Here is a 25,405-nt window from a genome sequence, read left to right as displayed (position 1 = left end):
ATGAGAAGTGCATTACATGATTTTCTGGCACCTAACTCCATCGCGATTGTAGGCGCATCCGCGGACCCAACCAAACGCGGTTATAAGGCGATGGTTGGCCTGTTGAATGATGGCTATGAGGGCGCTATCTATCCGATTAATCCGAAAGCCGATGAGATCATGGGCGTCAAAGCTTATGCTTCGCTCGCGGATCTGCCGGCTGCTGCCGATATGGCGTTGATCTGTACTCCGGCGAAAACGCTGCCGGCTTTGTTAAAACAGTGCGGGGAGAATGGTGTTAAAGGCGCCATTATTCTGGCCAGTGGTTTTGCCGAGGTAGATGCAGCGGGTGCGGCGCTTGAACAACAGGTGCTTGAGGCGGCGCAACAAGCGGATGTCCGCATTGTCGGCCCCAATACCTCGGGTATTTTCAACCTGCATAAAAAAGTTAATTTGCTGGCGTTGGATAATGTTAAACCCGGCGATATTGGCATTATCTCTCAATCCGGCAATATGTTGTTGTCACTGGCGCTCGAAGCACAGTATAACGGCCATATTGGTTTTAGCACCTATGCGGGGCCGGGCAACCAAACCGATGTCGACTTTGCTGATTATCTTCAGTATCTGGGTGAAGAAGAAAACACCCGAGTGGCGACCTTTTACGTGGAAGGTTTTAAAGATGGCCGTGCCTTTTTAGATGTCGCGCGACAAACATCGAAGCAAAAACCCGTGGTTGTGTATAAATCGGGTAGTACGGAAGCCGGGCAGAAAGCTGCGAGTTCCCATACTGGCGCTCTGGCGGGTAGCTATCAGATGACAGTCGATCTGTTGCGTCAGGTCGGCGTCAATGTGGTCGAAAATTCAGATGAGATTTTACCGGTTGCCGAAGGTTTAGGTTTGCTGCAGCAAGCGGCGGGTAAGCGGGTTGCCGTACTGGCGGATGGCGGTGGTCAGGCGACCATCGCGTCCGATCGGATTTCTGAAGCGGGACTTGAACTGGCTGAACTTAGCGAGACAACACGCAATGCATTGGCCAATATTCTGTTTCCTCAGGCATCCCTAGCGAACCCTGTTGATGTCGCAGGGAGCACCGATGCACATCCGGCGCTATTAGCGGATTGCATGGCTATTTTAGCCGCCGATGCCAATGTTGATATGGTCTTTTTAGTGGGTATGTTTGGCGGCTACAGCATCCGTTTCGCTGAAGAACTGAAAGAAGAGGAGTTAGCTTGTGCGGATGCGATTATCGAACTATCAAAACGCACCAGTAAGCCATTAATTATCGATAGCCTCTACGCGCATATCAAACCTACACCTTTGCAACGGCTGCGTGAAGCGGGCTTGCCGGTCTATGCTTCGATTGAACATGCGGTAAAAATCATGGCGGCGCTGGGCGAGCGGGGAGCTTATATTCAAAGCAGTCAACAGGCTGAAAATAACGCGCCATTGGTGGTTAATGAGGATTGTTCAGCCAGCTTCCGTAAAGCCCATGCCGAGGGGCGTGATCTGTTTGAGTTTGAGGCGAAGTCTTTATTGCGTTCTTACGGCGTAGATGTTCCTCTAGAGATGATCGTGCGTAGCGAAAGCGAGTTAGCTGGTGTTATCAAAGCGTTTGGTGATACGCCGCTGGCGATGAAAGTCGTCTCTAAAGATATTTTGCATAAGTCCGATGCTGGTGGCGTTAAATTAAATATCTCAGGTGAAGCGGCACTTAACGTCGCCCGTGATGAGATTTTGGCCTCCTGTCAGCAGTATAAAGCCGATGCTGAGATTGAAGGTGTGCTGGTCACACCGATGGCTCGCAAAGGGATTGAAGTGATTATTGGTATGAGCCGAGATCCGATCTTTGGCCCGGTGTTGATGTTTGGTCTGGGGGGCATCTTTGTTGAAATTCTTAAGGATGTTGCGTTCCGAGCGATTCCGCTGAGTCGCCATGATGCGCGTTCGATGATCGATCAGATCAAGGCCCGTAAGATTCTCGAAGGCGTTCGTGGAGAAGCCGCGGTTGATAAAGAAGCCTTGGTTGATCTGCTAATGAAAGTGTCTGCTATTGTCGATGCTCACCCCGATATAGCGGAACTCGATCTTAACCCTGTTATCGCTTACGATGATGGTTATGCGGTGGTTGATGCCCGCGTTATTGTTGATCAGGAGACACAGAAGTGAGCCAGATAAATATGAAGAACCTACCACAATTGACCGATGCGCTGATTACTTTGGATGATCGCGTCGCCACATTAACCCTCAATCGCCATGATCTGCGTAATGCGCTCACGGGCTCTCATTTGATCGAAGATATTATCGCCGTTGCCGAGTGGGTTAATCATTGCGATGACGTTTCAGTGCTGGTGATAACAGGGGCTGGATCAGCCTTTAGTGCGGGTGGTAATATTCGCGACATGGCAGAGCGCGGTGGTGATTTCGCGGGCGATGTCGCGGAATGTGCCGACCGCTATCGCAAGGGGATACAACGTATTCCATTGGCTCTGCAAGCTGTTGAAGTGCCAATTATCGCTGCGGTGAACGGTGCTGCCATCGGTGCAGGTTTTGATCTGGCGAATATGGCGGATGTTCGGTTTGCTTCGGATAAGGCCAAATTCGGTGAAACCTTCCTTAATCTTGGGATTATTCCAGGAGATGGTGGTGCTTGGTTGATGCAGCGTTTGATCGGTTACCAGCGTGCGTTCGAACTGACGCTGTCGGGTCGGGTTATCGATGCGGCTGAAGCCAAAGAGCTAGGGATCGTGATGGAGGTAGTGCCCGCCGATGAGTTGATGCCAACGGCGATGAAACTGGCGACCCGTATTGCCAGTCAACCGCCTAAAGCGACTCGTCTAACGAAGCGGTTAATGAAGATGGCGCAGCGGATGGAGTTAAAAGATTTCCTCGATGTCTGTGCGGTATTTCAGGGTATGTGCCACAATGAACCAGAGCATTTGGACGCAGTGAATAAAATGTTGGAATCAATGGCGAAAAAATAACGGTGAGGTTATACCTTGCCCGATAAAAGTAGTAAGTGCATAGCCGGTTACACCGGTCTGATAGAAAACAATAAGGATACACATAATGAAATTAAAGAAATTACTGACTAACACCGTGGTTGCCGCCGGCATCGCGATTGGGATTCAAAGTGGTGCCGCATTTGCAGCTCCGCCATCCTATGTGACTATCGGTACAGGCGGACAGACAGGCGTCTATTACGTGGTAGGGCAGTCTATCTGTCGTTTGGTTAACCGCGGTAACAAAGATCACGGTATCAAGTGTACCGCGCCATCGACGGGTGGTTCGATCGCGAACTTGAATGCCATTCGTGCGGGGAACCAAGATATGGGTGTGGCCCAGTCTGACTGGCAGTACCACGCTTACCATGGCACCAGTAAGTTTGCCGATCAGGGACCTAACACAGAGCTACGCGCAGTATTTTCTGTTCACCCAGAGCCATTCACCGTGATTGCGCGTGCCGATTCTGGTATTAAGAGCTTTGACGATTTGAAAGGCAAGCGGGTTAATATTGGTAACCCAGGTTCTGGCCAGCGCGGCACCATGGAAGTGGTGATGGAGCGTAAAGGTTGGACCATGGATGACTTCAAACTGGCTTCAGAGTTGAAGGCGTCTGAGCAGTCACAAGCGCTGTGTGATAACAAGGTCGATGCAATCATTTATGCTGTTGGCCATCCTAATGGTTCAATTAAAGAAGCAACGACTTCATGTGATGCCGTTTTGGTGCCGGTTACCGGTCCAGAGATCACTAAGTTGATCGATGATAATGCTTTTTATGCTGAGGCGATTATCCCAGGTGGCATGTATAACGGTAATGATGCCGATACCACTACCTTTGGTGTAGGTGCGACCTTTGTCTCTTCAACTAAGGCTGATCCAGAAGTGATCTATCAGGTTGTTAAGGCGGTGTTTGATAACTTTGACCGCTTCAAGCGTTTACACCCTGCCTTTGCCAACCTTGATCCTGCAAAAATGATCAAAAACGGCCTGTCTGCTCCATTACATGAAGGCGCTGTACGTTACTACAAAGAACGTGGCTGGATGTAATTAATACACTCCTGACCGGCGAATCCGCCGTCTCTATCGACTATCCTAGGGCACCCCTGGGATAGTCTTTTCTCAGTTCTGGCGTGACCTTTTAGGCCTTGCTGGATCGTACTAATATTTACCGGCGGTAACGCTGGGAGTGTTGGATCGGAGAGTATTATGACTGAACTGAATTCAAAAGAACCTACTAAACTCAGCGAAGCCGAGCTCCAAGATTTAGTGGCGTCGACGGATAGTGGTGCGCGGGACCCCCAAGGTGCTCAGCGAATGCTACTGTTGGCCGCCGCACTGTTTTGGTCGCTATTTCAATTGTGGATCGCCTCGCCACTACCGTTTTATGATTGGCCGCTGATCGGCAGTTTTGGTGTTTTTAACGATACTGAAGCGCGTTCGATCCATCTTGCGTTTGCCGTATTCCTCTCTTTCATGGCCTATCCCGCCTTGGGTGGTTCTCCCCGAGAACGGGTGCCTTTACCGGATATGGTGATGGCGATAGCGGGTGCTTTTTGCGCGGGCTATCTGTTTATCTTCTATGTCCAAATATCGGATCGTCCGGGCTTGCCGACGACACTGGATATCGTCGTGGCCATTGCCGGCGTGATTCTATTGCTCGAAGCTACCCGACGTGCACTCGGACCACCATTAGTGGTCGTCGCGTCTCTGTTTTTGTTTTATACCTTTGCCGGCCCCTATATGCCGGAAATCATCGCCCATAAGGGCGCGAGTCTGAAGGAAGTCGTTAATCACCAGTGGATCACCACCGAGGGTGTGTTTGGTATCGCACTGGGCGTATCGACGAGTTTTGTATTTCTATTTGTGTTATTTGGTGCTTTGCTGGATAAGGCCGGTGCCGGCAACTATTTCATCAAGGTCGCTTTCTCCCTCCTAGGGCATCTACGTGGCGGCCCAGCTAAAGCCGCGGTTGTTGCTTCGGGTATGACGGGGCTGATTTCAGGTTCCTCCATTGCTAATGTGGTCACCACGGGTACGTTTACTATCCCAATGATGCGCCGCGTGGGTTTCAGTGCGGAGAAAGCGGGCGCGGTCGAAGTGGCCTCGTCGGTGAATGGCCAGATTATGCCGCCGGTCATGGGTGCAGCCGCGTTTTTGATGGTTGAGTATGTGGGTATCTCCTATGTGGAGGTGATCAAACATGCCTTCCTGCCCGCATTGATCTCTTATATTGCACTGGTGTATATCGTTCACCTTGAAGCGCTTAAACAGAATATGTACGGCCTGCCACGACGTAGTGCTGCTAAGCCTTGGATGGCGCGCTTGATGGGGCTGTTGATTGGCTTTTTTGCCACCGCTGCCGTGTCGCTGGCGGTCTACTACGGTATCGGTTGGATTAAACCGCTGTTTGGCCAATACGCGAGTCTGGTGATCGGTGTCTTGTTATTGATTGTCTATGTCTTGCTGGTGCGTTTCTCTGCAGGTTATCCCGACCTTGAATTGGATGATCCGAACTCTGATGTGGTAGAGCTGCCAGAAGTTGGGCCGACCGTTAAATCGGGTTTGCATTTTATTCTGCCGGTTATCGTACTGGTGTGGTGCCTAATGGTTGAGCGTTTGTCTCCTGGGCTCTCGGCGTTCTGGGCGACTATGTTGATGGTCTTTATCCTGCTGACTCAAAAATCCCTGTTTGCGTATTTCCGTAATGAGGGCGGTCTGGGACGACAGTTTAGGAAGGGTTTTAATCAGCTGATCGATGGCTTGATTGTCGGTGCGCGTAACATGATCGGCATCGGCATCGCGACGGCAACTGCGGGTATTATCGTGGGTGTGGTATCGCAGACCGGTGTAGGTTCGGTGCTGGCGGATCTCGTTGAAGTGTTGTCGATGGGCAACCTGTTGTTGATGCTAGTGCTAACGGCCGTACTCAGTTTGATTCTGGGCATGGGTTTACCGACCACCGCCAACTATATTGTGGTGTCATCCTTGCTGGCACCGGTGATCGTGACCTTGGGGCAAGAGTCAGGCTTGATTGTGCCGCTGATTGCCGTGCATCTGTTCGTGTTCTACTTCGGCATCATGGCCGATGTAACCCCACCGGTAGGGCTGGCGTCTTTTGCGGCGGCAGCAGTGTCCGGTGGCGATCCGATCCGTACGGGGTTTGTCGCATTCTTCTATAGTTTGCGCACAGCGATTCTGCCGTTCCTGTTTATCTTCAACACCGACCTATTATTGATCGATGTGAGCTGGTGGCAGGGCATTATCGTCTTCGTGGTGTCGACTGCAGCGATCCTGCTGTTTACCGCCGCGACCCAAGGGCACTTTCTGGTGCGTAACCGTTTGTATGAAACGGCGCTACTGATCCTGATTGCCTTCTCGCTATTCCGTCCCGGTTTTTGGATGGATATGGTGGCACCACCCTTTAAGACAGTGGCCGCCAGTGAGTTAATGGGGAATAGCTTGGATCTGCCAGATGGCGCCGAACTGAGGCTGCATTTGATCGGTGAGGATGCTGTCGGTAATCCACGGGATTTTGTCGCACTGTTTGAGTTGGCCGATGGGGCGGATACTCAGGAACGCATGGTGAATGCGGGTCTAGAGTTGGCGGATCTTGATGGCAAAGTGGTAGTCGATATGGTCGGCTTCGGCAGTCATGCAGAGAAAGCGGGGCTGATGTTTGATCAGCAGATAGGGCAGGTGGAAGTGCCTCAGGGGCAACCGCCTAAAGAGCTGATGTTTATTCCGGCGTTGTTGTTGCTGATACCGATTGTGCTGTTTCAGCGCCGTCGTCGACGCTTTGATGATGCTCAGCCGGTTCCCGCAAATACTTAATCCAAAACCGAGGTGCTTTTTCGTGAGCACCTCGGTTTCGATTGCCATACTCTGTGGTAAAGGAAGGACTTATGTTTAAGCAAATTATTGTTCCGGTTGATATCGAAGAACCGTCATTTTCTGATAAGGCGATTGAGTTGGCATTACGTGAACTCGATAGTGAGGGATGTATCCACCTGATGACGGTGATTCCTGGGTTTAACTCACCCTTGGTGGCATCCTATTTTAAAAAATCAGCCGTTGAAAAGGCGCATGAAGCCGTTGAAAAACAGTTACAAGCACTGGCTGAGAAGAAGTTGCCGCCAGAGGTTGAACGGACGCTTTCGGTACATCAGGGTAATCCGGCCGAACGGATTATCAAGCATGTTAAACGCTGCCATGCTGATCTGATTATCATGACGGCCCATCACCGGGGTAAAGTCGATCACGCGTTATTGGGGTCAAACTCCTCACGGGTAGTTGAACGTGCGGGTTGCTCGGTATTGGTCTTGCGCCCTTAACACTCAACTGTCCTGCATGTGATGATTACTTTATCCATGTAGACGCTAAAGCCGGTAATATTTGATCAGCTGATCGCTGATCGTTTTATACGATAGCATTTGTGCCTGATGTGCTTTTAACAGTGATTCAGGCCGCAAAACGGACATCGATGATTACCGGCTTCCTTTCACCTTGTTCACGCCTGCACTCCTTCGCTGCTAACGGCCTCATCGTCTTTGCTTCAGCTAATCAATCATACTATCCCATGCTATCCCCATACTGTCCCTATACTATCCCATACTAGGGGTGCCTGTTTTGGCCATTACTTCAAGGCTGTGCGGGGATCCGATCGCGCTATATCTATAAACACTCAGTCTGAAAACTCTAGGCTGAAAGCCATGTCTATTGTGTCAAAAACAAAAATAGCGTGGCCGTTGTTTGTTGTTTTCGGTCAATCACCGAGGTGTTAATGCCGTGCCTCGCTGTACCGAGTGGTATAATGGTGGGTGATTGATGGTGTCGTCCTGTGCTCTCGGACTACGACCGTGGGTGTGCCAGCGCAATAAGGAAGTGTGAAGATGAGTAAGAAAAAAGTCATTATAGCCATCGTGGTAGCGGCGTTTGTTGTTACGGCTGCTTTGTTCTGGTGGCGCACCGAACATGGGGATAACCATGACACCAGCGTGCAACTCTACGGTAATGTTGATATTCGAGAAGCTTTGTTGGCCTTCAATAGTAGTGAGCATATTGCCGAAATCCTTGTACAAGAGGGCGACCGAGTTAAAAAAGGGCAGTTGCTGGCTAATTTGCACACTGAATTATTGGATGCCCAACTGGGGTCCGCTAAGGCGATGTTGGATGCCCAGCAACAGGTGGTCGCGAAACTCGAAGCAGGGAGTCGTCCCGAAGAGATTAGTAAAGGCAAGGCCGAACTCAAAGCCGCTAGCGCTAAGGCGAAATCAACCCGAGACAGTTATAAGCGATTACTGCGCTTAGTCGAGAAGAAGTTAGCGTCCGACGAAGATGTGGAAAATGCCCGTTCTTTGGCGGATGTCGCTGAAGCTCAACAGGAGGCGGCAAAACATTCTCTCGCCTTGTTACAGGCGGGGCCTCGCAAAGAGGATATCTCCGTGGCTCGCGCAGAATTGGCCGCACGGCAAGCAGGGTTGGTACTAGCTGAACAGCAACTGGAAAATGCCAACCTTTATGCCCCCGCTGACGGTGTTATCCGCAACCGTATTTTAGAACCCGGCGATATGGCATTCCCTTCAACACCGGTGCTGACGTTGGCTTTTGTTGATCCCGTTTGGGTACGTGCTTATCTGTCGGAAGGGATGCTGGGGCAAGTGCCGTTAGGTGCTAAAGCGCTGATCCGTACCGATAGCTATCCGGATAAAGTCTACCAAGGTTGGGTGGGTTATATCTCCCCGACTGCCGAGTTCACCCCGAAAAGTGTTCAAACCGAAGAGTTGCGTACCCGCTTAGTCTATTCCGTGCGAATTTATGCCTGTAATGGGCAGGGGGAGCTACGTTTAGGCATGCCGGCGACGGTCTCCATTGAGCTTGACCAAACGTTAGATGCAACCATGAACACTTGCGGACAAGAGTAGTGAACACGGCGGCACTTACATTTTCGACGGTTAGCAAAACCTTTACCCGTGGTCGGCAGGTGTCGGCGCTAGCGGAGGTGAGCTTTAGTATTCAGCCGGGGCGAGTGACGGGGTTGATCGGCCCTGATGGGGCGGGTAAGACCACCTTGCTCCGTCTGGCTGCGGGTTTGTTGCTGCCGGATGAGGGTGAGATTCAGGTATTGGATATGGATGCGCTGGCCGAACCCTTGAAGGTTCAGTCCAGTATCAGCTATATGCCGCAACGCTTCGGTCTTTACGAAGACCTAAGTGTGCAGGAAAATCTCGACCTCTACGCGGATCTGCAAGGGTTGCCGGTGGCTAAACGCCCCGCGCGCTATGCCGAGTTGATGCAGATGACCGGACTGTCGCCCTTCGCCGAGCGTTTAGCTGGGAAGCTGTCTGGCGGTATGAAACAGAAACTCGGCCTCGCCTGTACCTTAGTGCATTCGCCACGCTTGCTCCTATTGGATGAACCGACCGTGGGTGTTGATCCCGTATCGCGCCGTGAGCTGTGGCAGATTGTTTATCGGCAGGTACAGGAGGCGGGCATGACGGTGTTGCTGAGCACCGCTTACCTTGATGAAGCGGAACGCTGTGATGAGGTACTGCTACTGCATCAGGGAAAACTACTCGATCAGGGTAAGCCCGCACAATTTAGTCGCTCAGTGGCGGGGCGTACCTTTCAAGTCAGTAGTAACGCCTTGAGTCATCGCCGTTTACAGGAAACCTTGAGCCAAGCGCCCGGTGTGTTAGATGCCTTGATTGAAGGTGAAACCGTACGCTTGGTCATGGAAACCGCTTGCGCACCGGCCGCTGAACAACTGCTACCGGGACAGGATATTCATATCACGGCGGTGGAGCCCTGTTTTGAAGATGCGTTTATCGCCCGACTTAAAGTTCGCCAGACAGACGCGCCACCGGTCGAATTCTCCCCATCTGCCAGCCTTGATAAGGCGGAGGATGATGTGGTGATTCGGGTCGATAAGTTGCAGCGCCGTTTTGGTGATTTTATCGCTGTGAATAATGTGAGCTTTAGCGTACGACGGGGGGAGATCTTCGGGTTGCTCGGTGCTAACGGTGCGGGTAAATCCACTACTTTTCGAATGCTCTGTGGTTTATTGCCGGTCAGCAGTGGCGAACTGGCGGTTGCCGGTTATGATCTACGGCGTGCGGCGGCGACCGCCCGTGGGCGTATTGGTTATATGGCACAGAAATTTTCCTTGTATAGCAATCTATCGGTGCGACAGAATCTACGATTTTTCTCCAGTGCTTATGGGTTAAGGGGCAAACAACAGAAAGCGCGTTTGGAGTGGGCGTTAAACACCTTCGAGTTAGCCAGCTTCCAAGATGTGAATGCGGGCGATCTACCCTTAGGGTATAAGCAGCGCCTGTCGTTTGCGGCGGCGTTAATGCATGAACCGGAGATTCTCTTTCTGGATGAACCTACATCCGGTGTCGATCCACTCGCCCGCCGGGAGTTCTGGGCACGCACCAATGCACTGGCGGAATCTGGGGTGACCGTGTTGGTGACGACCCATTTTATGGAGGAAGCCAATTACTGTGATCGCTTGGTTATTATGGCCGACGGTGAAGTTTTAGCTGCCGGTACACCACTGGAGATGAAGATGCAGGCACGGACGGTAGAGCATCCAGATCCGACGATGGAAGATGCGTTTATTCAGCTAATTGAACAGCGGCAGCAGACATCGGAGACCGCGGCGTGAACCGGTTAGCCCAGATGCGTCTATGGGGGCTGATCCGTAAGGAGAGCCTGCAGATTTTGCGTGACCCTTCCAGTATCGCCATCGCCTTTATCATGCCGGTGGTGTTGCTGTTTCTGTTTGGATACGGTGTTTCTTTAGATGCGAAACATATCCCTGTGGGGATTGTGATTGAACAACCGGATAGGGAAACGCAATCCCTAGCGGGCGCCTTTGAGCGTTCCGAATTCTTCAGTCCGCAGTATTTTAGCGTTATTCAAACCGCACAAAAGGCACTGGATGAGCATCAGATCGATGGCATTGTCTGGTTGCGAAGTAACTTTTCCGCGCAGCTATTATCCAATAGCGCATCGCCCATCGGGGTGATCGTCAATGGGGTGGACTCTAATCAGGCGAATATCACCCAGCGCTATATCACCGGTACTTGGCAGGCTTGGCTGAGCCATTATGCTGAGAGCCGTGGCCAATCACTGCAGATGCCGGTGAGTGTGGAACAGCGAGTGTGGTTCAATACCGCACTGTCGAGTCGTCTCTTTCTCGTGCCGGGATTGATCGCCATCGTGATGACCTTGATTGGCTCGCTGCTGACCGCCATGGTGGTGGCGCGTGAGTGGGAGCGCGGTACCATGGAAGCGATGATGGTGACGCCCCTGCGTCGTAGCGAGATACTGGCGGGTAAACTGATCCCCTATTTTGTACTGGGGATGGGGGGGATGTTGTTCAGTGTGGCGTTGGCGGTATGGCAGTTCAAAGTGCCGCTGCATGGCTCCTTTTGGTTATTGATGCTGAGTTCCGCTCTGTTCATGCTGGTGGCATTGGCTATCGGTTTGCTCATCTCTATCGTGGCCAAAAATCAGTTTGTGGCGGGGCTATTGGCTATTATTGTCACTTTCTTACCGGCGTTTATCTTATCGGGCTTTCTCTTCGATATTCATTCGATGCCGAGCTGGATACAGTTCATCACCTATTTAGTCCCCGCACGTTATTTTGTGGCGATTCTACAAACCCTGTTTCTTGCGGGGGATGTGTGGTCGGTGGTGCTGCCGAATATTGGCGCTTTGCTGATGATGGCGCTGTTCTATTTTTTGCTGGTGTGGCGCAAATTCCACAAGCGGTTGGAGTGATCTATGGTACTTAGACATGTACTTAGACATATCTTTGCTTTGGCGATCAAAGAGTTTCTTGCGCTGTTGCGCGATAAGCGCAGTCGCTTTGTCATTATAGGCCCACCGATTATACAGCTGCTGGTGTTTGGTTTTGCCGCGTCCTATGACCTTAACCATGTGCCGGTGGCCATTTATAACGAAGATCTTGGGGGCGCGTCGCGGGAGTTAATCAGTCATATCGAGGGTTCACCTAACTTCGAGGTGATCGCTTACCTTGAGCATGACAGTGAGGTGGCGCCGTTAATCGATAACCGCGATGTATTGCTGGTGCTGCACCTTGGTCAGCATTTCAGCAGTGACCTTCTGCAGGGGACAACGGCGTCGTTGCAGGTGATATTGGATGGCCGGAACTCCAATACCGCCATGATGGCGATGAACTATCTCAATAGTATTGTGTTGGATTATAACCTTAACTGGTTGGCGGCAGAGGGTAAGAGTGGCGCGTTTGCGGTGTTGCAAACACGGGCGTGGTATAACGATAATTTACAATCCAACTGGTTTATTGTGCCCGGTATTGTCGGTCTATTGACCCTGCTGGTGACCCTGTTAGTGACCTCCCTTTCAGTAGCACGGGAGCGTGAGGCGGGCACCTTTGATCAGCTATTGGTGACACCTTTACGGCCCATGGAGATCCTGATTGGTAAAGCGATTCCCGGTATTGTTATCGGCTTGCTGGAAGCGACGCTGATCATTGTGGTGATGGTGGTTTTATTCGAGATTCCTCTGCGTGGGAATCTGGGGGCATTGTATCTGGGGATCGGTTTATTCTTACTCTCTGCGGTGGGGGTCGGTTTGATGATCTCCGCCATATCGGTGACACAGCAGCAGGCGGTGCTCGGTGCTTTTCTGTTTATGGTGCCCGCGATTGTACTGTCGGGGTTTGCCACACCGATCGCTAATATGCCGGTGTTTGTGCAATGGCTCACCTACCTTGACCCTTTGCGTTACTTCTTGATTATCGTGCGGGGCATTACGCTGGAAGGGAACAGTTATTCACTGCTGATCCATCAGTATTGGCCGATGGCGATTATCGGTTTTGTCACCCTATCGTTAGCCGGTTGGCTGTTTCGTCACCGGATGTACTAACCGTCTCAGCCCTTGTCGCTGTTCCAGCGGGAGGGTGTCTTGCCTGTCCAGCGTTTAAAAGCCCGACAAAATGCGGCGGTTTCTGAAAAGCCGAGCCGCTCACTGATATTCACGATTCTCAAATCTTCGATGGTGAGTAGTTTGATCGCGTACTCCCGCCGTAGGGATGATTTGATAATGGAAAACGAGCTGCCTTCCTCTTTCAATTTTCGCCTTAGGGTTCTCGGCGTTAAGTTCATCTGTTCACTGATCTCCTCAAAGTTTGGCATATCCGTATAGTCGTGCAGTGCCAGTCGCCCACGGACTTTGGCTTGGAAGCTGTCGTCTTGACTCGGGCGGTGCAGAACATAGGCGGGGCATTTTTGTAAAAACTCGGCCAGCTCTGATTCACGTCGCACAATAGGTAGCTGTAGGTGTCGGGCGTGGAGGTAGAAACCGCTGCTCGGTTGATTGAACAGGTGATTGCCGGGAAACAATACTCGGTATTCCTCCACATGGGGTGGCGATGGATAACTCAATTCAGAACCGGCAAAAGGGATTTGTTGGTCAACCAGCCAGCAGCTAAAGCGTTGCCACATCAGCATGATGAATTCTTGTAAAAAGTGGTCGGGGTCCGTCGTATTGTCTTTGAGCATTAAGCGGAGAAACACCAGGTTTTCATCTTTAGACGCTTCCTCTAAGGCAAGATCAACATCAGGGCATATCGTATTGTAAAAGCGAGCACTCTTTCGCAGCATGGCGCCTAAGGTTTGTGAGGGCAGACAATATTCCGCCATCAGCCCAAAGGTTCCAATCTGACACTGTCGCGACGTGAGCCCCATAAATTCATCATGGGTGGCGCGCCAGACGGTTTTAATCAGGCCGGCTAGCTGTTGTTCGGTAATGAGTTTACTGGGTTGATTGAGCCACTCAGGGGGAATCTTAGCCGCTGTTAATAGTTCCGCTGCGTCAAACCCTTGGCGTTGTGCACCACGGATAGAGGCTTGCAGATAGTGGTTGGCGATATGGGCTCGGCTCATAAGGGGAAGATTTCACAAACGATATGGCCGATTCGGTTAATTTTTTCGTCTTTATCGGTCATTTCTTTAGCTTCCCACTGAATAGTATATTGCCTGTCAACAGATTCTAAATTCAGTATAACAATCGGTAGGACTGGCATGCTAGGACATTATGAAGACCGCGAGCTTTACCAAACCATGATTAGCCGTGCGCTGAAACAAGAGGTTGCACCCTACTATGACGCTTGGGAAGCGGCGGGCGGGATGCCTAAATCTATTTGGTCGACACTGGGTGCGGCGGGCATGTTGGGCATTGATATGCCTGAACAGTATGGCGGCGCAGGAGCAAGGGTTGAAGTCTGCCAGCAGATCGTTGAAGAGATTGCCCGTCAGGGGTTTGGTGGCCTCTGCGCTAGTTACAATATTCACGCCAATATTGTGATGCCCTATATCCTTCATATCGGCACCGAAGCCCAACGGCAGCAATGGCTACCCGAGATGATTAGCGGTGAAACCGTGGGGGCTATCGCCATGACCGAGCCGGGCGCCGGTAGTGATCTGGCGGCGATACGTACTTCTGCCAAACGCACCGATGCAGGCTGGTTGATCAATGGCGCTAAGGTGTTTATTACCAATGGATTGCATGCTGATTTAGTGATCGTCTGCGCTAAAACCGACCTTAATGCAGGTGCTAAGGGCGTTTCTCTCTTTCTGGTTGATACCAACTTGCCGGGCTTTTCGCGCGGGAAGGGGATTAAAAAGATAGGCCAACACGCGAGCGATACGGCGGAGCTGTTTTTCGCTGACCTGCTGGTGCCCCATGACGCATTGCTGGGGGAAGAGAATAAAGGCTTCAGCTATTTGATGCAGGAGCTGCCCCGTGAGCGCTTAGGGGTCGCCGCACATGCGATTGGTGCGACCGAAGGGGCGTTAGAACTAACCTTAAACTATGTGCAAGAGCGTAAGGCTTTTGGACAGAAGATCGGCGACTTTCAGAATACCCGTTTCAAGCTTGCCGAGGCGAAGGCCCAGTTGGATATGGCGCGGGTGTATCTCGATCACTGTATCGATAAATATAACCGTGAGGCGATGACGCCAACCGATGCGGCTATTCTCAAGCTGCAGCTTACCGAGATGCAGTGCAAGATTACCGATGAGTGTATGCAGCTGTTTGGTGGTTATGGCTATACGGAGGAGTATCTCATCTCGCGTTTTTATGTGGATGCGCGGGTACAGACGATTTACGCCGGCACCTCAGAAATCATGAAAGAAGTGATCGCCCGTTCTTTGCTGGGCAAATAACCGTTTTGATCAACCGATAAGAATAAGGAAGTAGAGTATGAATTTGACCGATGTCGTGATTTTGGATGGAGTGCGTACCGCCATTGGTGGTTTTGGTGGAAGCTTGTCGTCTTTGTCGCCCGCTGAATTAGGTACGGTGGCCGCGATTGAAGCCATCAAACGATCGGGTGTGCCGGCGGCCGATATCGATCATTCGGTATTTGGTCATATCATTACCACCGGTCCTGAGGATGTCTACCTCTCCCGTCACATCGGTTTAAATGCGGGTTTGCCGGAGCATTCTGCGGCCCTCAATGTTAACCGTCTTTGTGGCTCGTCGGTGCAATCGGTCATCTCTGCCGCCCAGATGATTCTACTCGGCGATAGCCGTATAGCACTCGCCGGCGGGGCTGAGAGTATGAGCCAAGGTGCCTACTTACTACCTAACATTCGCAAAGGGTTGCGGATGGGGGACGGTCAAGTGGTCGATATGACACTGGGTATTTTGAGTGATCCCTTTGGTAGTGGTCATATGGGAATCACGGCGGAAAATATTGCCGCCGAGTATGGTTTTAATCGTAAGCACCTCGATGAGTTTTCGGTTGAGAGTCATCGTCGTGCCAATGCGGCTATTGAAAAGGGATATTTCGACCAGCAGATTGTGCCCGTTACCGTAAAGCAGGGGCGTAAGACCTTTATCTTTGCCCAAGATGAACACCCTCGTACGGATATTACCGCGGATAGTTTAGCCAAGCTGAAACCGGCGTTTATCAAGAACGGTATCGTCACGCCGGGTAATGCATCGAGCCTGAACGATGGCGCTGCGGCAATGGTGTTAACCAGTCGTCAGGAAGCCGAAAAACGTGGTTTAAAAGCCCGTGCCCGTTTTGTGAGCTACGCCTTTGCCGGCGTCAAACCGAATATGATGGGCTTAGGGCCCATTACCGCTGTTCAATCGGCCTTAGAAAAGGCTGGTTTGACCGTTGCCGATCTTGACGTGATTGAATCCAACGAAGCCTTTGCCGCCCAAGCGATGGCGGTTAGCCAATCGTTAAATCTGCCGGCGGAGAAGGTCAACGTTAACGGGGGTGCTGTGGCATTAGGTCATCCCGTCGGCGCTACAGGCTCTATGCTGATTGTTAAAACCCTAGCGGAACTTGAGCGTACCGAGGGACGTTACGGTTTGGTGACCATGTGTATTGGTGGCGGTCAGGGGATTGCTTTGATTGTGGAGCGTTTAGTATGAAGCCAACGGTCAACATTGAGCCGCTTGCCGAGATTAAAAAAGTCGCGGTTATCGGCGCTGGTGTTATGGGCGCGGGCATCGCGGCCCAAGCTGCCAACGGCGGGGCCGAGGTGCTGTTATTAGACATGGCATCGGTGAATGGCGATGAGGATCGTAGTCGAATTGCTCAGGATGCCGTGAATCGTTTACTGAAAGGCGGTTGTGCTGGTGGATTGATGCATCCGTCGGTTGCCGAGCGGATTCAGGTGGGCAATATCGATGATGACCTTCATCTGCTCTCTGATTATGACTGGATCATCGAAGTAATTGTCGAACGTTTGAGTGTAAAACAGGCACTCTTTCACCGTATCGCCGAGGTGCGTCGTGACGATGCCATTGTCTCCTCAAATACCTCGACCATCCCATTGATGACATTGGTTGATGGGTTACCCGACGATTTCCGACAGCATTTTGTGATTACCCATTATTTCAACCCTCCCCGTTATATGCGCTTGGTCGAGGTGATTAAAGGGCCGGATACCCTCACAGAAGTGGTCGACCGTGTTTGCCAGTTTAATGATCAATGCATGGGTAAAACCGTGATTCACTGCGCCGATCGTCCCGGGTTTATCGGAAATCGCTTAGGTGTCTTTTGGTTACAAGTCGCCCTGCAGGAAGCGATCAAGCTGAACTTACGGGTTGAAGAAGCCGATGCGATCATGAAGGTCTGTGGTTTTCCTAGCACCGGTATTTTTGGTTTATGGGATCTGGTGGGAATCGACCTCATGCCATCGGTGACGCAAAGCTTAGGCGACCTGCTACCTGACGGCGATGATTTTGCACCTTATGCACAAACGGTTCAAACAGTGCAGGGGATGATCGATAAGGGCTATTACGGCCGCAAAGGGGCTACCCGCGAGGGGTTCTATCGGCAAGTGAAGGATGCCAACGGGGGCCGAGTTAAAGAGGCGATCGACCTTGAAAGCTTCGAGTATCGCGCAGTGCAAAAAACGCTGTTAGCCAGCGCACGGCTGAAGCCGGGTCAGCTAGCCGAGTTGATCGCCTGCAGTGATAAAGGCGGGCAGTATGCTTGGCGGGTATTATCCCAGGTGCTGCATTATGCGACCAAGTTGATCCCCGATGTGGCTACCGATGTTACCGCCTTCGATCAAGCGATGAAGCTAGGCTATAACTGGTCTTGGGGTCCATTCGAGATGATCGACCAGCTCGGTACACAGGCCTTTATTGATCGGTTGACGGCTGAGGGTATTCAGCCTTCCGCTTTTTTACAGGCGGTTGACCAGCGTCCGATTTATAACGATCAAGATCTACAGCGGGTTACCCTGAATGAGCGTGGTGAATACCAGCGAGTGAAGACCGCCGAAGGTATTCTCAGCTTGGCGGATATCAAGCGTCGTCCAGCGCTACAGCAATACAGTAAGCTGTCGCTCTGGGATTTGGCTGACGATGTGTGGTGCGTAGAGTTTACCGGTAAAGTGCCGGTACTCAGTAACGAACTACTGGATCAGATATCGGCCACCCTTGAGCAGGCGGTTGGTAAACAAAAAGCGCTCGTTTTTTATAATGAAGGCCCGATCTTTGCGGCGGGGGCAGACTTAAAAGAGTTTTTATCATTTATCGATCAACCGGATGTGCTAAAAGCCTATATCGACAAAGGCCAGGCGGTGTTTCATGCGCTGCAAACGGCACCGGTCCCTATCGTGGGTGCGCTGTCAGGTAAAGCGCTGGGCGGCGGTCTCGAACTGCTTTTACACTGTCACGGGATACAGGCTCATGCGGAAAGTGCGGTCGGCTTAGTTGAGAATCAGGTGGGTATCGTGCCGGGTTGGGGTGGCTGTAAAGAGATGTTGCTACGCAGCGCCGAACGTTTTGGGGTCGATGCCGCGATGGCTCATTGTTTCGATCTTATTCGTAACAGTAAAGTCACCGGGTCGGCAGAGGAAGCGAAACAGCTCGGTTTTTTACGTTCGACGGACGGTATCAGTATGAACCTTGATCGGTTGTTATTTGATGCCAAACAACGGGCATTAAGATTGCGCCCAATATTGCCGTTAGAGACTAAAGAGCCACAGCCACTCTCACCGGCACAAGATATGATGTTGAGCACAGAAGGGTATCAGGCAACCTTAGACACCGCTTTGCTAACCCTGCTATCACAGGCAACATCCGCTCATTGGTATCAGCATTTTTACCCCTTAGAGCGGGAAACGAATCAGGCTCTGTGTCAAATACCGGAAGCTAAAGCGCGAATGGTACAGTTGCTGGAAACCGGGCGAGCCTTACAGAATTAGTCACCGATATAGCGTCTTATTAATTTAAAGAAATCCTACCCAGACCGCTTTCATACCGGTCATGGGACATAACAAGAAGAGGGATACGTATATGCAACAAGCACTGTCAGCACAAATTCAATACGCCACACGTAACTGTATCGGTGATGCTTTGGCCCGCTCGGTCATGCGTCAAGAAAACAAAGAGGCGCTAGCCTTTGCCGATCGCCGTTGGACATACCGGCAATTAGACGATGCGGTTAACCGTGTGGCCAATCAATTGATCGAGGTGGGATTGCTTCCCGGTGATCGGGTGGTCGGTTATGGTAAAAATTCAGATGCTTATTTATTGCTATGGTTAGCGTGCACCCGTACAGGCCTTATTCATGTTCCGGTTAACTTTGCGCTGATTAAGGAAGAGTTGAGTTACATTCTCAATCAATCCGGTGCCCGCGCCATCTTCTGTGATGACTCTCTTGCTGACAATATAACGAGTCTTCAGGGGGAGATTAAAGCCGATATTATCGGATCACTGCGTAGTACAGCGCCATCAGATGGTAAGTTGGATATTCTGGCTGTCGCACAATCGGATGCTTCTGCGGAATTGCCATCGGTTGAACTAAACGAAAACGACGTTGTTCAACTGTTGTATACCTCGGGCACAACGTCCGATCCGAAAGGGGCGATGCATACCCACCGTTCATTATTGAGTGAATATAGCAGCTGTCTGCTCCATTTAGATATTCAGGCCGAAGACAAATCCTTAGCGGGTCTACCCCTGTATCACTCGGCGCAAATGCATGTGTTTGTTATGCCTGGGTTGCTCGTCGGTAGCCATATTCATCTGATCGAAAGCCCTGCAGCCGAACACGTATTGAAGCTAATCGAAGCGGAAAAGATCAATTCATTTTTTGCCCCACCGACCGTTTGGATCGGATTGTTGCGCCATGCTGATTTTGATCAGCGTGATATTCGCTGCCTGAAAAAACTCTATTACGGCGCCTCGATTATGCCGGAGCCTATTGTGGCTGAGCTGGCCGAGCGTTTACCGAACTGTGGTTTGTATAATTGTTATGGGCAAAGCGAGATAGCACCGCTGGCAACGGTATTGTCGCCAGAGGAGCATAAGCGTTATCCAGCCTCTGCGGGCAAGCCGATCTTTAATGTACAGACGCGTATTGTTGACCCTGCCACGAATGAGGAGTGTCAACCGGGTCAGCAGGGTGAAATCGTGCACCGTTCACCACATTTGATGGTGGGTTATTGGGATAAACAGGCTGAAACCGAAGAAGCCTTTGCCGACGGTTGGTTCCACTCAGGGGATCTGGCCTATCAGAATGAAGAGGGCTATCTGTTTATCGTCGACCGTATCAAAGATGTGGTGAATACCGGCGGTGTGCTGGTGGCGAGCCGTGATGTCGAGGAAGCGTTCTACGGACATCCTGCGGTTGCCGAAGTGGCGGTCATCGGGCTTCCCCATGAAAAATGGATAGAGGCGATCACGGCGGTTGTAACGATCAAGCCTGGCTTTGAAATCGATGAAGCGGAGCTACTTGCCCACGCACAAGCGCACTTAGCCCCCTTTAAAGTGCCGAAAGCGATTCATTTTGTCGATGCACTGCCCAAAAATACCGCCGGTAAACTTCTCAAGCGTTCCTTGCGCAAAACCTTCGGCTAACGATCTCTATGTTGGATACCGTTATGTCGTCTTGTTAAAGACGGCATAGCGTGACTGTTATTCGACGTCACTTATCCTAATCATCGTTCTAGAGGTCATAGAATGGAACAGACTGTAGAAAAGCTTATCGGCTTTGAGTTAGTGGATGGCGTGGGCTATATCACTCTGAATAGGCCAAACGCCCGCAATTCGATTAACGAAGCGATGTTTGAATCATTACTGCGGGTGTTGCAGCGGTGTGAAACCTTAGATTCGTTACGCGTGCTAGTGCTGCGCGGTGAAGGTGATGTGTTTTGCGGCGGTGGCGATATTCAGTTCTTTCGTCAACTATTGACGGCCACACCGGCGTCTCGACAGCAACAACTGGCTGGTTATATTCATTCAGCCCATCAGGTGATTGCCGCCTTGATGGCCATTCCTTGCCCTGTTGTGGCGGCGGTTCAGGGGGCGGCGGCAGGCTATGGTATGAGCTTGGCGTGTATCTCGGATATTGTGATTGCCGAACAGGGTTGTCAGTTTATTCCTGCCTATACGGCTCTAGGTGCTACGCCGGATGGCGGGCTTACCTATTTACTACCGTCGCTGATCGGTGAAAAACGTGCGTTGGACGTGCTGTGGCTTAATCGTGCCGTTAAGGCAGAAGAGGCGCTTGACTGGGGACTGGTTAACCGCGTGTGTGCGCCGGGTCTGTTAGCGCAAACCGTCGAAGAGATCACCGCGACACTGTCTCAAGGGGCTCGGCAAGCACAACGTAATCTTAAAAAACTGGTGACCGAGCGTGCTAGATCACAACTGAGTCAGCAGATGGATCAAGAGTTAAACTCTTTTCTGACGTGTGCGGCGACCGATGACTTTATTGAAGGGGTACAGGCGTTTCTTGAGCGCCGGCCCAGTCAGTTTAAAGGCTGTTAGTCTCACCGTACCATTAAAAGATTCATGGATTGAATATCCAACATGGGAGGCTTGAGGTGTTTGATTCAATGCCCTGTTATATGAACATTTAATCCGAGGCCATCGAAGAAATTATTTACCCGTATCACCATGAAAACAACATAAAACAACAACAATAAAGTGGATATACCATGAAATTGATACGTAAAACACTGCTTGCCTCTGCCTTGACCCTTGCTGCAAGCACGGGGCAAGCCAGCCTTTCCGACGACAAGGTTAAGGTAGGTGTGCTAGTCGACATGAGCGCGGGCTACTCCGATATCACCGGTAAAGGCAGTGTTGAAGCTGTGATGATGGCTGTCGAAGATTTTGGCGGCAAGGTGTTGGGTAAGCCCATAGAGGTGGTGGTTGGCGATACTCATCTCAAAGCGGATGTCGGCTCCTCTATCGCGCGTCGGTGGGTGGAAGATGAACAGGTTGATGTCATTAATGGCGCGGTTGCTAGCTCTGTAACGGGAGCGGTCACGAAGTTTATGACGTCGCAAGAAAAGATCACGCTGATTGCGGCATCCGCAAGCCATACCTTTACAACCAAGGATTGCTCTCCGTTCAATGCTCACTGGACCTATGATGTGGTCGCATTGGCTAACGGCACCGTTAAGCCCATGGTAGAAGGGGGTAGTAAAAAATGGTTCTTCATTACGGCGGATTATGGCTTTGGTCATGCGTTGGAAAAAGTAGCTACCGGCGTGATCAAGAGTAATGGCGGAGAAGTGGTTGGTGGTGTCCGTGCACCGCTTGGTACGACCGACTTTTCATCTTATATTCTTCAAGCACAATCGTCAGGCGCTGATGTTATCGCATTGGCCAATGCAGGTGCTGATATGATTAATGCATTAAAAACAGCGGCGGAATTTGGGGTGACTGATACCGCTGAAGTTGCCGGCCTGCTGGTCTTTACGCCCGGAGCCCAAGCGCTCGATCCTGAGATAGCCGGTGGCATGAAGTTAACGACGGGCTTCTACTGGGACATGGATGATCAGACGCGTGCCTGGTCTAAACGTTATATGGCGCGTATGGACGGTAAGATTCCTTCCATGGCCCATGCTGGCGCCTATTCCTCTACGATGCATTACTTGAAGGCCGTTGAAGCGACCGGTACCGATGAAGGGAAAGCGGTGATGGCCCAAATGAAGGCTACGCCGGTTGAAGACTTCTTTTCCCGTAATGGTTACTTACGCAAAGATGGCCGTATGGTCCACGATATGCTGCAAGTACGGATTAAAACGGCAGCGGAGCGAAAAAGTAAGAATGATATATTCGCTATTGAACAGATCATTAAAGGCGACGATGCTTTCATGAAAATGGAAGATGGCGGTTGTGAGTTCGCGTTAGCTAAATAACCCCAGTAGCACTCAAAACCATCGGTTTTGGGTGCTGCTTTTCATGGGGTCTGAATAGAGCCCAACGGGATGTGGCATTTAAACCCGCTAGTACGGATAGTGCGGAGGTTTTCTTTCAGGCACGAATTAAGGTGCCGGTCAGATCGGTGCCCGGCGCGATAGTATTAAAGACTGTCCCGAATTTTTTAACATTGTCATGGAGCAGGTCTAAACGGTGATCAGATTCATCGGTTGTGACTTTGATCCTATACTGAATCGATTCCATTTTGGGTGGGGCATCCTGCCTGACACCACTAATTTCTACTTCAACCTGTTGTAGATTAAACTTTAAAATCGGCGTGACGCGCTCAATACCTTTTATAATGCAGGCGGCGAGTGCAGCCATTAATAGTTCTGCCGGATTGAACGCATCCGCTCGGCCTTGCAAATCGGTATCGACTACTAGTGAAGCATCTTTGCAGGTGACTGTGCTACCGTGCGCATCCGTGCGATGTGCCACGACGTTAAAGGTCATTTTTTTGGTCATGATTATCTTCCTTAAATACACACCCTTAGTTCACGAAGGGGCTTACAGTATCAGTGATACCTAGCGTCCTTTCTTGAGCTTTTTACGGCCTTTGCCGCCGATAAAAGGCAATTACGGCTGCGCGAGCCATTCTTTAATTTGGGGAGCTTGAGGCACCGAACCTGAATGGATCAGCTGTTCATCGATCACCACCGCGGGCGTACTCATAACACCATAAGCCATCATCACCTGAGGGTCGGTTTCTTTGCTGACGGTGACAGCGACACCTTGCTCTTGAGCCACTTTTTCGATTAGCTCGGCGGTTTTGGTGCATTTAGCACAACCGCTACCCAATACTTTTATGGTTTTCATCTGCTTGTCCTTTGTTTCGGTGGTGAGCCTCAGTTTTTTCAGCAGCAAGTGGAGATTCTTTCGGGTCGACTGCCCATGCGGGTTAACTGCGCTAGGCTCTCTTTAAGAAAGTCGCTGTTGCTGACGGTTGTGTCGGTGATGATTTTTTGGCTCCACTCCGGCAGGGCAGGGTTAATACGGTAAAAAATCCACTTTGCCTGTCGTCGGTCAAGTAGGATTCCGCATTGGCGAAGCTGAGCTAGGTGCCGAGAAATTTTAGGTTGAGATTCTTGTAGGGCTTCGGTTAGTTCGCAAACACAGAGCTCTGTCTCATGTTCAATCAGTAAGATGCATTTTAATCGCGTCTCGTCAGCGAGGCATTTGTAAAACTGTACAGGGTTCATAGCGCGACCTTTAGAATGCTTGCCTTAAATAGTAGCTAATATATGAAATATTGTATATGAGAGGTTAGATGTCGATAAAGGCTTTTATTGACTCTTGTGTTGTTATCAATCGGCGCCAGCGCTCAGCCTCAGCTTTTATTGATAATGGAGATGATCGACACGAGGGGCTCCACGTTATCACAAGCTATCCTGTGGATGTTTCAGCAAGCGGGGTTCTGCAATTTTTAACCCTTTGGGATCTCTGGACCCTCTGTCAGCCGCTGTAGTGCTGACGCTATAGACCGCAACCTGGTCACTTAATAGGTGTTTAATCGGCGTTTAGTGGGAGTTGTGTATGATGCTAATAACAGGTTTTGACAATACGCGGTAAAAGACAGTATATTCTCTGCCGTCGAATTATTTTCGATTTCGTTCTCGGGGCGGGGTGAAACTCCCCACCGGCGGTAAAGAATTATTTCTAAGCCCGCGAGCGCCTTTAAGTATCTACTTTTAGGGTCAGCAGATCTGGTGAGATTCCAGAGCCGACGGTTATAGTCCGGATGATAGGGAACGTGTCAGACAAAATATTAAACTGGGCCGCTTTTTTGGCGGTGTCGGCGCTATGTTATATAGCGTATTTTCCTGTCCGTTCGCCCTGATTCATCTTTTATTATAGGGTTTTACTATGAATCAGAGCTCAACGAAGTTCACTCCAGCAACTCAACGCATTGCTTTTCTGCACGCGACTTGGCATGAAGAGATCGTTCTCAACTGTCTGGAAGGCTTTAAAGAAACATTAGTAGCACGCGGTTACGATCTATCACTGATTGATGTGATAGCGGTACCCGGTGCGTATGAAATCCCACTGCAGGCTAAACTGCTTGCGAAAACTGGGCAATACGCGGCGATCGCCGGCAGTGGGTTGGTGGTGGATGGCGGTATCTATCGTCATGATTTTGTCGCGCAAACGGTCTGTCAGGCGTTGATGCAAGTGCAACTCGAAACCGAGGTGCCGGTCGTGACGGCAGTACTGACACCGCATCACTTCCATGAACATGACGAGCATAAAGGGTATTTCAGCCGTCACTTTTTCCAGAAGGGTATTGAACTGGCTAATGCATGCGATCAGGCGATTCAGCTAACAGAAAAAGCGAAGCGAGCACTCTATGTCTGAGTGTTTGTCTTAACCGCTCGTTATAAAATGGCGTTCATATCGGTGAGATATGTTCGCCATCGATTGACCATTCGGGTATTCATGCCCAAAAGACTAAGGCCGGCTATTGTCGAAGGGATTCTGTCATGGACAAGCCTTTCATAGACAAGCATTGCAAGAAGCGTTAGCTGAACGGTTTCCTATCTATCAGCGTCAACCCGATACTGAAAATCTCTATAAAGTCGTAGCATGCGCTGAAGCATAAACCGCACCGCGATATATCATATATCTATTGTCGTGAGTGACGCTCACCACGATGAAATCCATACTTCCTGAGCACCAAATTAGGAAA

At 50.7% G+C, this 25,405-nt stretch carries 20 protein-coding genes and 1 riboswitch; of the genes, 16 read left to right on the top strand and 4 right to left on the bottom strand.

The window, feature by feature from the left end; translation table 11 throughout:
- From EH243_RS12925 to EH243_RS12885, 9 genes are all read left to right on the top strand, one after another.
- Positions 1–2,145, top strand: a complete 2,145-nt coding sequence (locus EH243_RS12925) for an acetate--CoA ligase family protein (RefSeq protein WP_126159090.1) — start codon at positions 1–3, stop codon at positions 2,143–2,145.
- 11 nt (positions 2,146–2,156) lie between these two features.
- The gene (locus EH243_RS12920) at positions 2,157–2,960 is read left to right on the top strand and encodes an enoyl-CoA hydratase-related protein (RefSeq protein WP_126159116.1); all 804 of its coding nucleotides are present in this window, start codon (positions 2,157–2,159) and stop codon (positions 2,958–2,960) included.
- An 85-nt stretch (positions 2,961–3,045) separates the two neighbouring features.
- On the top strand, positions 3,046–4,026 hold the full coding sequence (locus EH243_RS12915) for a TAXI family TRAP transporter solute-binding subunit (RefSeq protein ID WP_126159089.1): 981 nt from the start codon (positions 3,046–3,048) through the stop codon (positions 4,024–4,026).
- Between the two features lie 159 nt (positions 4,027–4,185).
- On the top strand, positions 4,186–6,810 hold the full coding sequence (locus EH243_RS12910; protein ID WP_126159088.1) for a TRAP transporter permease: 2,625 nt from the start codon (positions 4,186–4,188) through the stop codon (positions 6,808–6,810).
- Between the two features lie 71 nt (positions 6,811–6,881).
- Positions 6,882–7,310 carry a universal stress protein gene (locus EH243_RS12905; protein WP_126159087.1) on the top strand — a complete coding sequence of 143 codons (429 nt, stop codon included), beginning with the start codon at positions 6,882–6,884 and terminating at the stop codon, positions 7,308–7,310.
- Positions 7,311–7,868: 558 nt separating this feature from the next.
- Entirely contained in the window at positions 7,869–8,900 is a 1,032-nt protein-coding gene (locus EH243_RS12900; protein ID WP_206441618.1) for an HlyD family secretion protein, read from the top strand.
- The gene (locus tag EH243_RS12895; protein ID WP_126159085.1) at positions 8,900–10,645 is read left to right on the top strand and encodes an ATP-binding cassette domain-containing protein; all 1,746 of its coding nucleotides are present in this window, start codon (positions 8,900–8,902) and stop codon (positions 10,643–10,645) included. Before EH243_RS12900 ends, EH243_RS12895 begins: the two co-directional genes overlap by 1 nt.
- A complete protein-coding gene (locus tag EH243_RS12890) occupies positions 10,642–11,766 on the top strand; it encodes an ABC transporter permease (protein ID WP_206441617.1) in 1,125 nt (374 codons plus the stop codon). The genes EH243_RS12895 and EH243_RS12890 overlap by 4 nt, the downstream gene beginning before the upstream one ends.
- Positions 11,767–11,769: 3 nt before the next feature.
- On the top strand, positions 11,770–12,894 hold the full coding sequence (locus tag EH243_RS12885) for an ABC transporter permease (protein ID WP_126159084.1): 1,125 nt from the start codon (positions 11,770–11,772) through the stop codon (positions 12,892–12,894).
- A 5-nt stretch (positions 12,895–12,899) separates the two neighbouring features.
- Here the strand turns inward: EH243_RS12885 and EH243_RS12880 are convergent, their stop codons facing one another.
- The gene (locus EH243_RS12880) at positions 12,900–13,913 is read right to left on the bottom strand and encodes an AraC family transcriptional regulator (protein ID WP_126159083.1); all 1,014 of its coding nucleotides are present in this window, start codon (positions 13,911–13,913) and stop codon (positions 12,900–12,902) included.
- A gap of 138 nt (positions 13,914–14,051) precedes the next feature.
- Here EH243_RS12880 and EH243_RS12875 point away from each other — a divergent pair, with 138 nt between their 5' ends.
- The 6 genes from EH243_RS12875 to EH243_RS12850 all read left to right on the top strand — a co-directional run bounded on the left by EH243_RS12875 (position 14,052) and on the right by EH243_RS12850 (position 22,661).
- Entirely contained in the window at positions 14,052–15,194 is a 1,143-nt protein-coding gene (locus tag EH243_RS12875; RefSeq protein ID WP_126159082.1) for an acyl-CoA dehydrogenase family protein, read from the top strand.
- A 37-nt stretch (positions 15,195–15,231) separates the two neighbouring features.
- On the top strand, positions 15,232–16,419 hold the full coding sequence (gene bktB, locus EH243_RS12870) for a beta-ketothiolase BktB (protein ID WP_126159081.1): 1,188 nt from the start codon (positions 15,232–15,234) through the stop codon (positions 16,417–16,419).
- Positions 16,416–18,710 (top strand): 3-hydroxyacyl-CoA dehydrogenase/enoyl-CoA hydratase family protein, encoded by a 2,295-nt coding sequence (locus EH243_RS12865; RefSeq protein ID WP_126159080.1) that lies wholly within the window; start codon positions 16,416–16,418, stop codon positions 18,708–18,710. Before bktB ends, EH243_RS12865 begins: the two co-directional genes overlap by 4 nt.
- Before the next feature lie 91 nt (positions 18,711–18,801).
- Positions 18,802–20,367, top strand: a complete 1,566-nt coding sequence (locus EH243_RS12860; protein ID WP_126159079.1) for a fatty acyl-CoA synthetase — start codon at positions 18,802–18,804, stop codon at positions 20,365–20,367.
- A gap of 102 nt (positions 20,368–20,469) precedes the next feature.
- Positions 20,470–21,279, top strand: coding sequence for an enoyl-CoA hydratase/isomerase family protein (locus EH243_RS12855; protein ID WP_126159078.1), 810 nt, complete (start codon positions 20,470–20,472; stop codon positions 21,277–21,279).
- 170 nt (positions 21,280–21,449) lie between these two features.
- Complete coding sequence (locus tag EH243_RS12850; RefSeq protein ID WP_126159077.1) at positions 21,450–22,661, top strand: ABC transporter substrate-binding protein; 1,212 nt, start codon at positions 21,450–21,452, stop codon at positions 22,659–22,661.
- A 115-nt stretch (positions 22,662–22,776) separates the two neighbouring features.
- On the opposite strand, the gene EH243_RS12845 is transcribed toward EH243_RS12850, so the two are convergent.
- The 3 genes from EH243_RS12845 to EH243_RS12835 all read right to left on the bottom strand — a co-directional run bounded on the left by EH243_RS12845 (position 22,777) and on the right by EH243_RS12835 (position 23,921).
- The gene (locus EH243_RS12845; RefSeq protein ID WP_126159076.1) at positions 22,777–23,187 is read right to left on the bottom strand and encodes an OsmC family protein; all 411 of its coding nucleotides are present in this window, start codon (positions 23,185–23,187) and stop codon (positions 22,777–22,779) included.
- Positions 23,188–23,298: 111 nt separating this feature from the next.
- The gene (locus EH243_RS12840; protein WP_126159075.1) at positions 23,299–23,538 is read right to left on the bottom strand and encodes a thioredoxin family protein; all 240 of its coding nucleotides are present in this window, start codon (positions 23,536–23,538) and stop codon (positions 23,299–23,301) included.
- Positions 23,539–23,576: 38 nt separating this feature from the next.
- The gene (locus tag EH243_RS12835; RefSeq protein ID WP_126159074.1) at positions 23,577–23,921 is read right to left on the bottom strand and encodes a metalloregulator ArsR/SmtB family transcription factor; all 345 of its coding nucleotides are present in this window, start codon (positions 23,919–23,921) and stop codon (positions 23,577–23,579) included.
- 406 nt (positions 23,922–24,327) lie between these two features.
- A riboswitch (FMN riboswitch) is annotated at positions 24,328–24,476 on the top strand.
- Positions 24,477–24,585: 109 nt separating this feature from the next.
- Between EH243_RS12835 and EH243_RS12830 the strand changes: the two genes are divergently transcribed.
- Positions 24,586–25,074: a 6,7-dimethyl-8-ribityllumazine synthase gene (locus tag EH243_RS12830; RefSeq protein WP_126159073.1), complete on the top strand. Its 489-nt coding sequence runs from the start codon at positions 24,586–24,588 to the stop codon at positions 25,072–25,074.
- Positions 25,075–25,405 lie beyond the last annotated feature (331 nt).

This window comes from Amphritea opalescens, from assembly GCF_003957515.1.
Lineage (GTDB): Bacteria > Pseudomonadota > Gammaproteobacteria > Pseudomonadales > Balneatricaceae > Amphritea > Amphritea opalescens.
Note: the sequence above shows the minus strand (reverse complement) of the source record. Positions and strands in the feature narration are given on the sequence as shown.

Excerpts from the sequence above, each read along its gene's own strand:
- EH243_RS12850 (WP_126159077.1), top strand. The coding sequence starts at position 21,450 with ATGAAATTGATACGTAAAACACTGCTTGCCTCTGCCTTGACCCTTGCT.
- EH243_RS12915 (WP_126159089.1), top strand. The coding sequence starts at position 3,046 with ATGAAATTAAAGAAATTACTGACTAACACCGTGGTTGCCGCCGGCATC.
- EH243_RS12865 (WP_126159080.1), top strand. The coding sequence starts at position 16,416 with ATGAAGCCAACGGTCAACATTGAGCCGCTTGCCGAGATTAAAAAAGTC.
- EH243_RS12905 (WP_126159087.1), top strand. The coding sequence starts at position 6,882 with ATGTTTAAGCAAATTATTGTTCCGGTTGATATCGAAGAACCGTCATTT.
- EH243_RS12880 (WP_126159083.1), bottom strand. The coding sequence starts at position 13,913 with ATGAGCCGAGCCCATATCGCCAACCACTATCTGCAAGCCTCTATCCGT.
- EH243_RS12845 (WP_126159076.1), bottom strand. The coding sequence starts at position 23,187 with ATGACCAAAAAAATGACCTTTAACGTCGTGGCACATCGCACGGATGCG.
- EH243_RS12860 (WP_126159079.1), top strand. The coding sequence starts at position 18,802 with ATGCAACAAGCACTGTCAGCACAAATTCAATACGCCACACGTAACTGT.
- EH243_RS12840 (WP_126159075.1), bottom strand. The coding sequence starts at position 23,538 with ATGAAAACCATAAAAGTATTGGGTAGCGGTTGTGCTAAATGCACCAAA.
- EH243_RS12835 (WP_126159074.1), bottom strand. The coding sequence starts at position 23,921 with ATGAACCCTGTACAGTTTTACAAATGCCTCGCTGACGAGACGCGATTA.
- EH243_RS12885 (WP_126159084.1), top strand. The coding sequence starts at position 11,770 with ATGGTACTTAGACATGTACTTAGACATATCTTTGCTTTGGCGATCAAA.
- EH243_RS12920 (WP_126159116.1), top strand. The coding sequence starts at position 2,157 with ATGAAGAACCTACCACAATTGACCGATGCGCTGATTACTTTGGATGAT.
- EH243_RS12830 (WP_126159073.1), top strand. The coding sequence starts at position 24,586 with ATGAATCAGAGCTCAACGAAGTTCACTCCAGCAACTCAACGCATTGCT.
- EH243_RS12925 (WP_126159090.1), top strand. The coding sequence starts at position 1 with ATGAGAAGTGCATTACATGATTTTCTGGCACCTAACTCCATCGCGATT.
- EH243_RS12875 (WP_126159082.1), top strand. The coding sequence starts at position 14,052 with ATGCTAGGACATTATGAAGACCGCGAGCTTTACCAAACCATGATTAGC.
- bktB (WP_126159081.1), top strand. The coding sequence starts at position 15,232 with ATGAATTTGACCGATGTCGTGATTTTGGATGGAGTGCGTACCGCCATT.
- EH243_RS12900 (WP_206441618.1), top strand. The coding sequence starts at position 7,869 with ATGAGTAAGAAAAAAGTCATTATAGCCATCGTGGTAGCGGCGTTTGTT.
- EH243_RS12855 (WP_126159078.1), top strand. The coding sequence starts at position 20,470 with ATGGAACAGACTGTAGAAAAGCTTATCGGCTTTGAGTTAGTGGATGGC.
- EH243_RS12910 (WP_126159088.1), top strand. The coding sequence starts at position 4,186 with ATGACTGAACTGAATTCAAAAGAACCTACTAAACTCAGCGAAGCCGAG.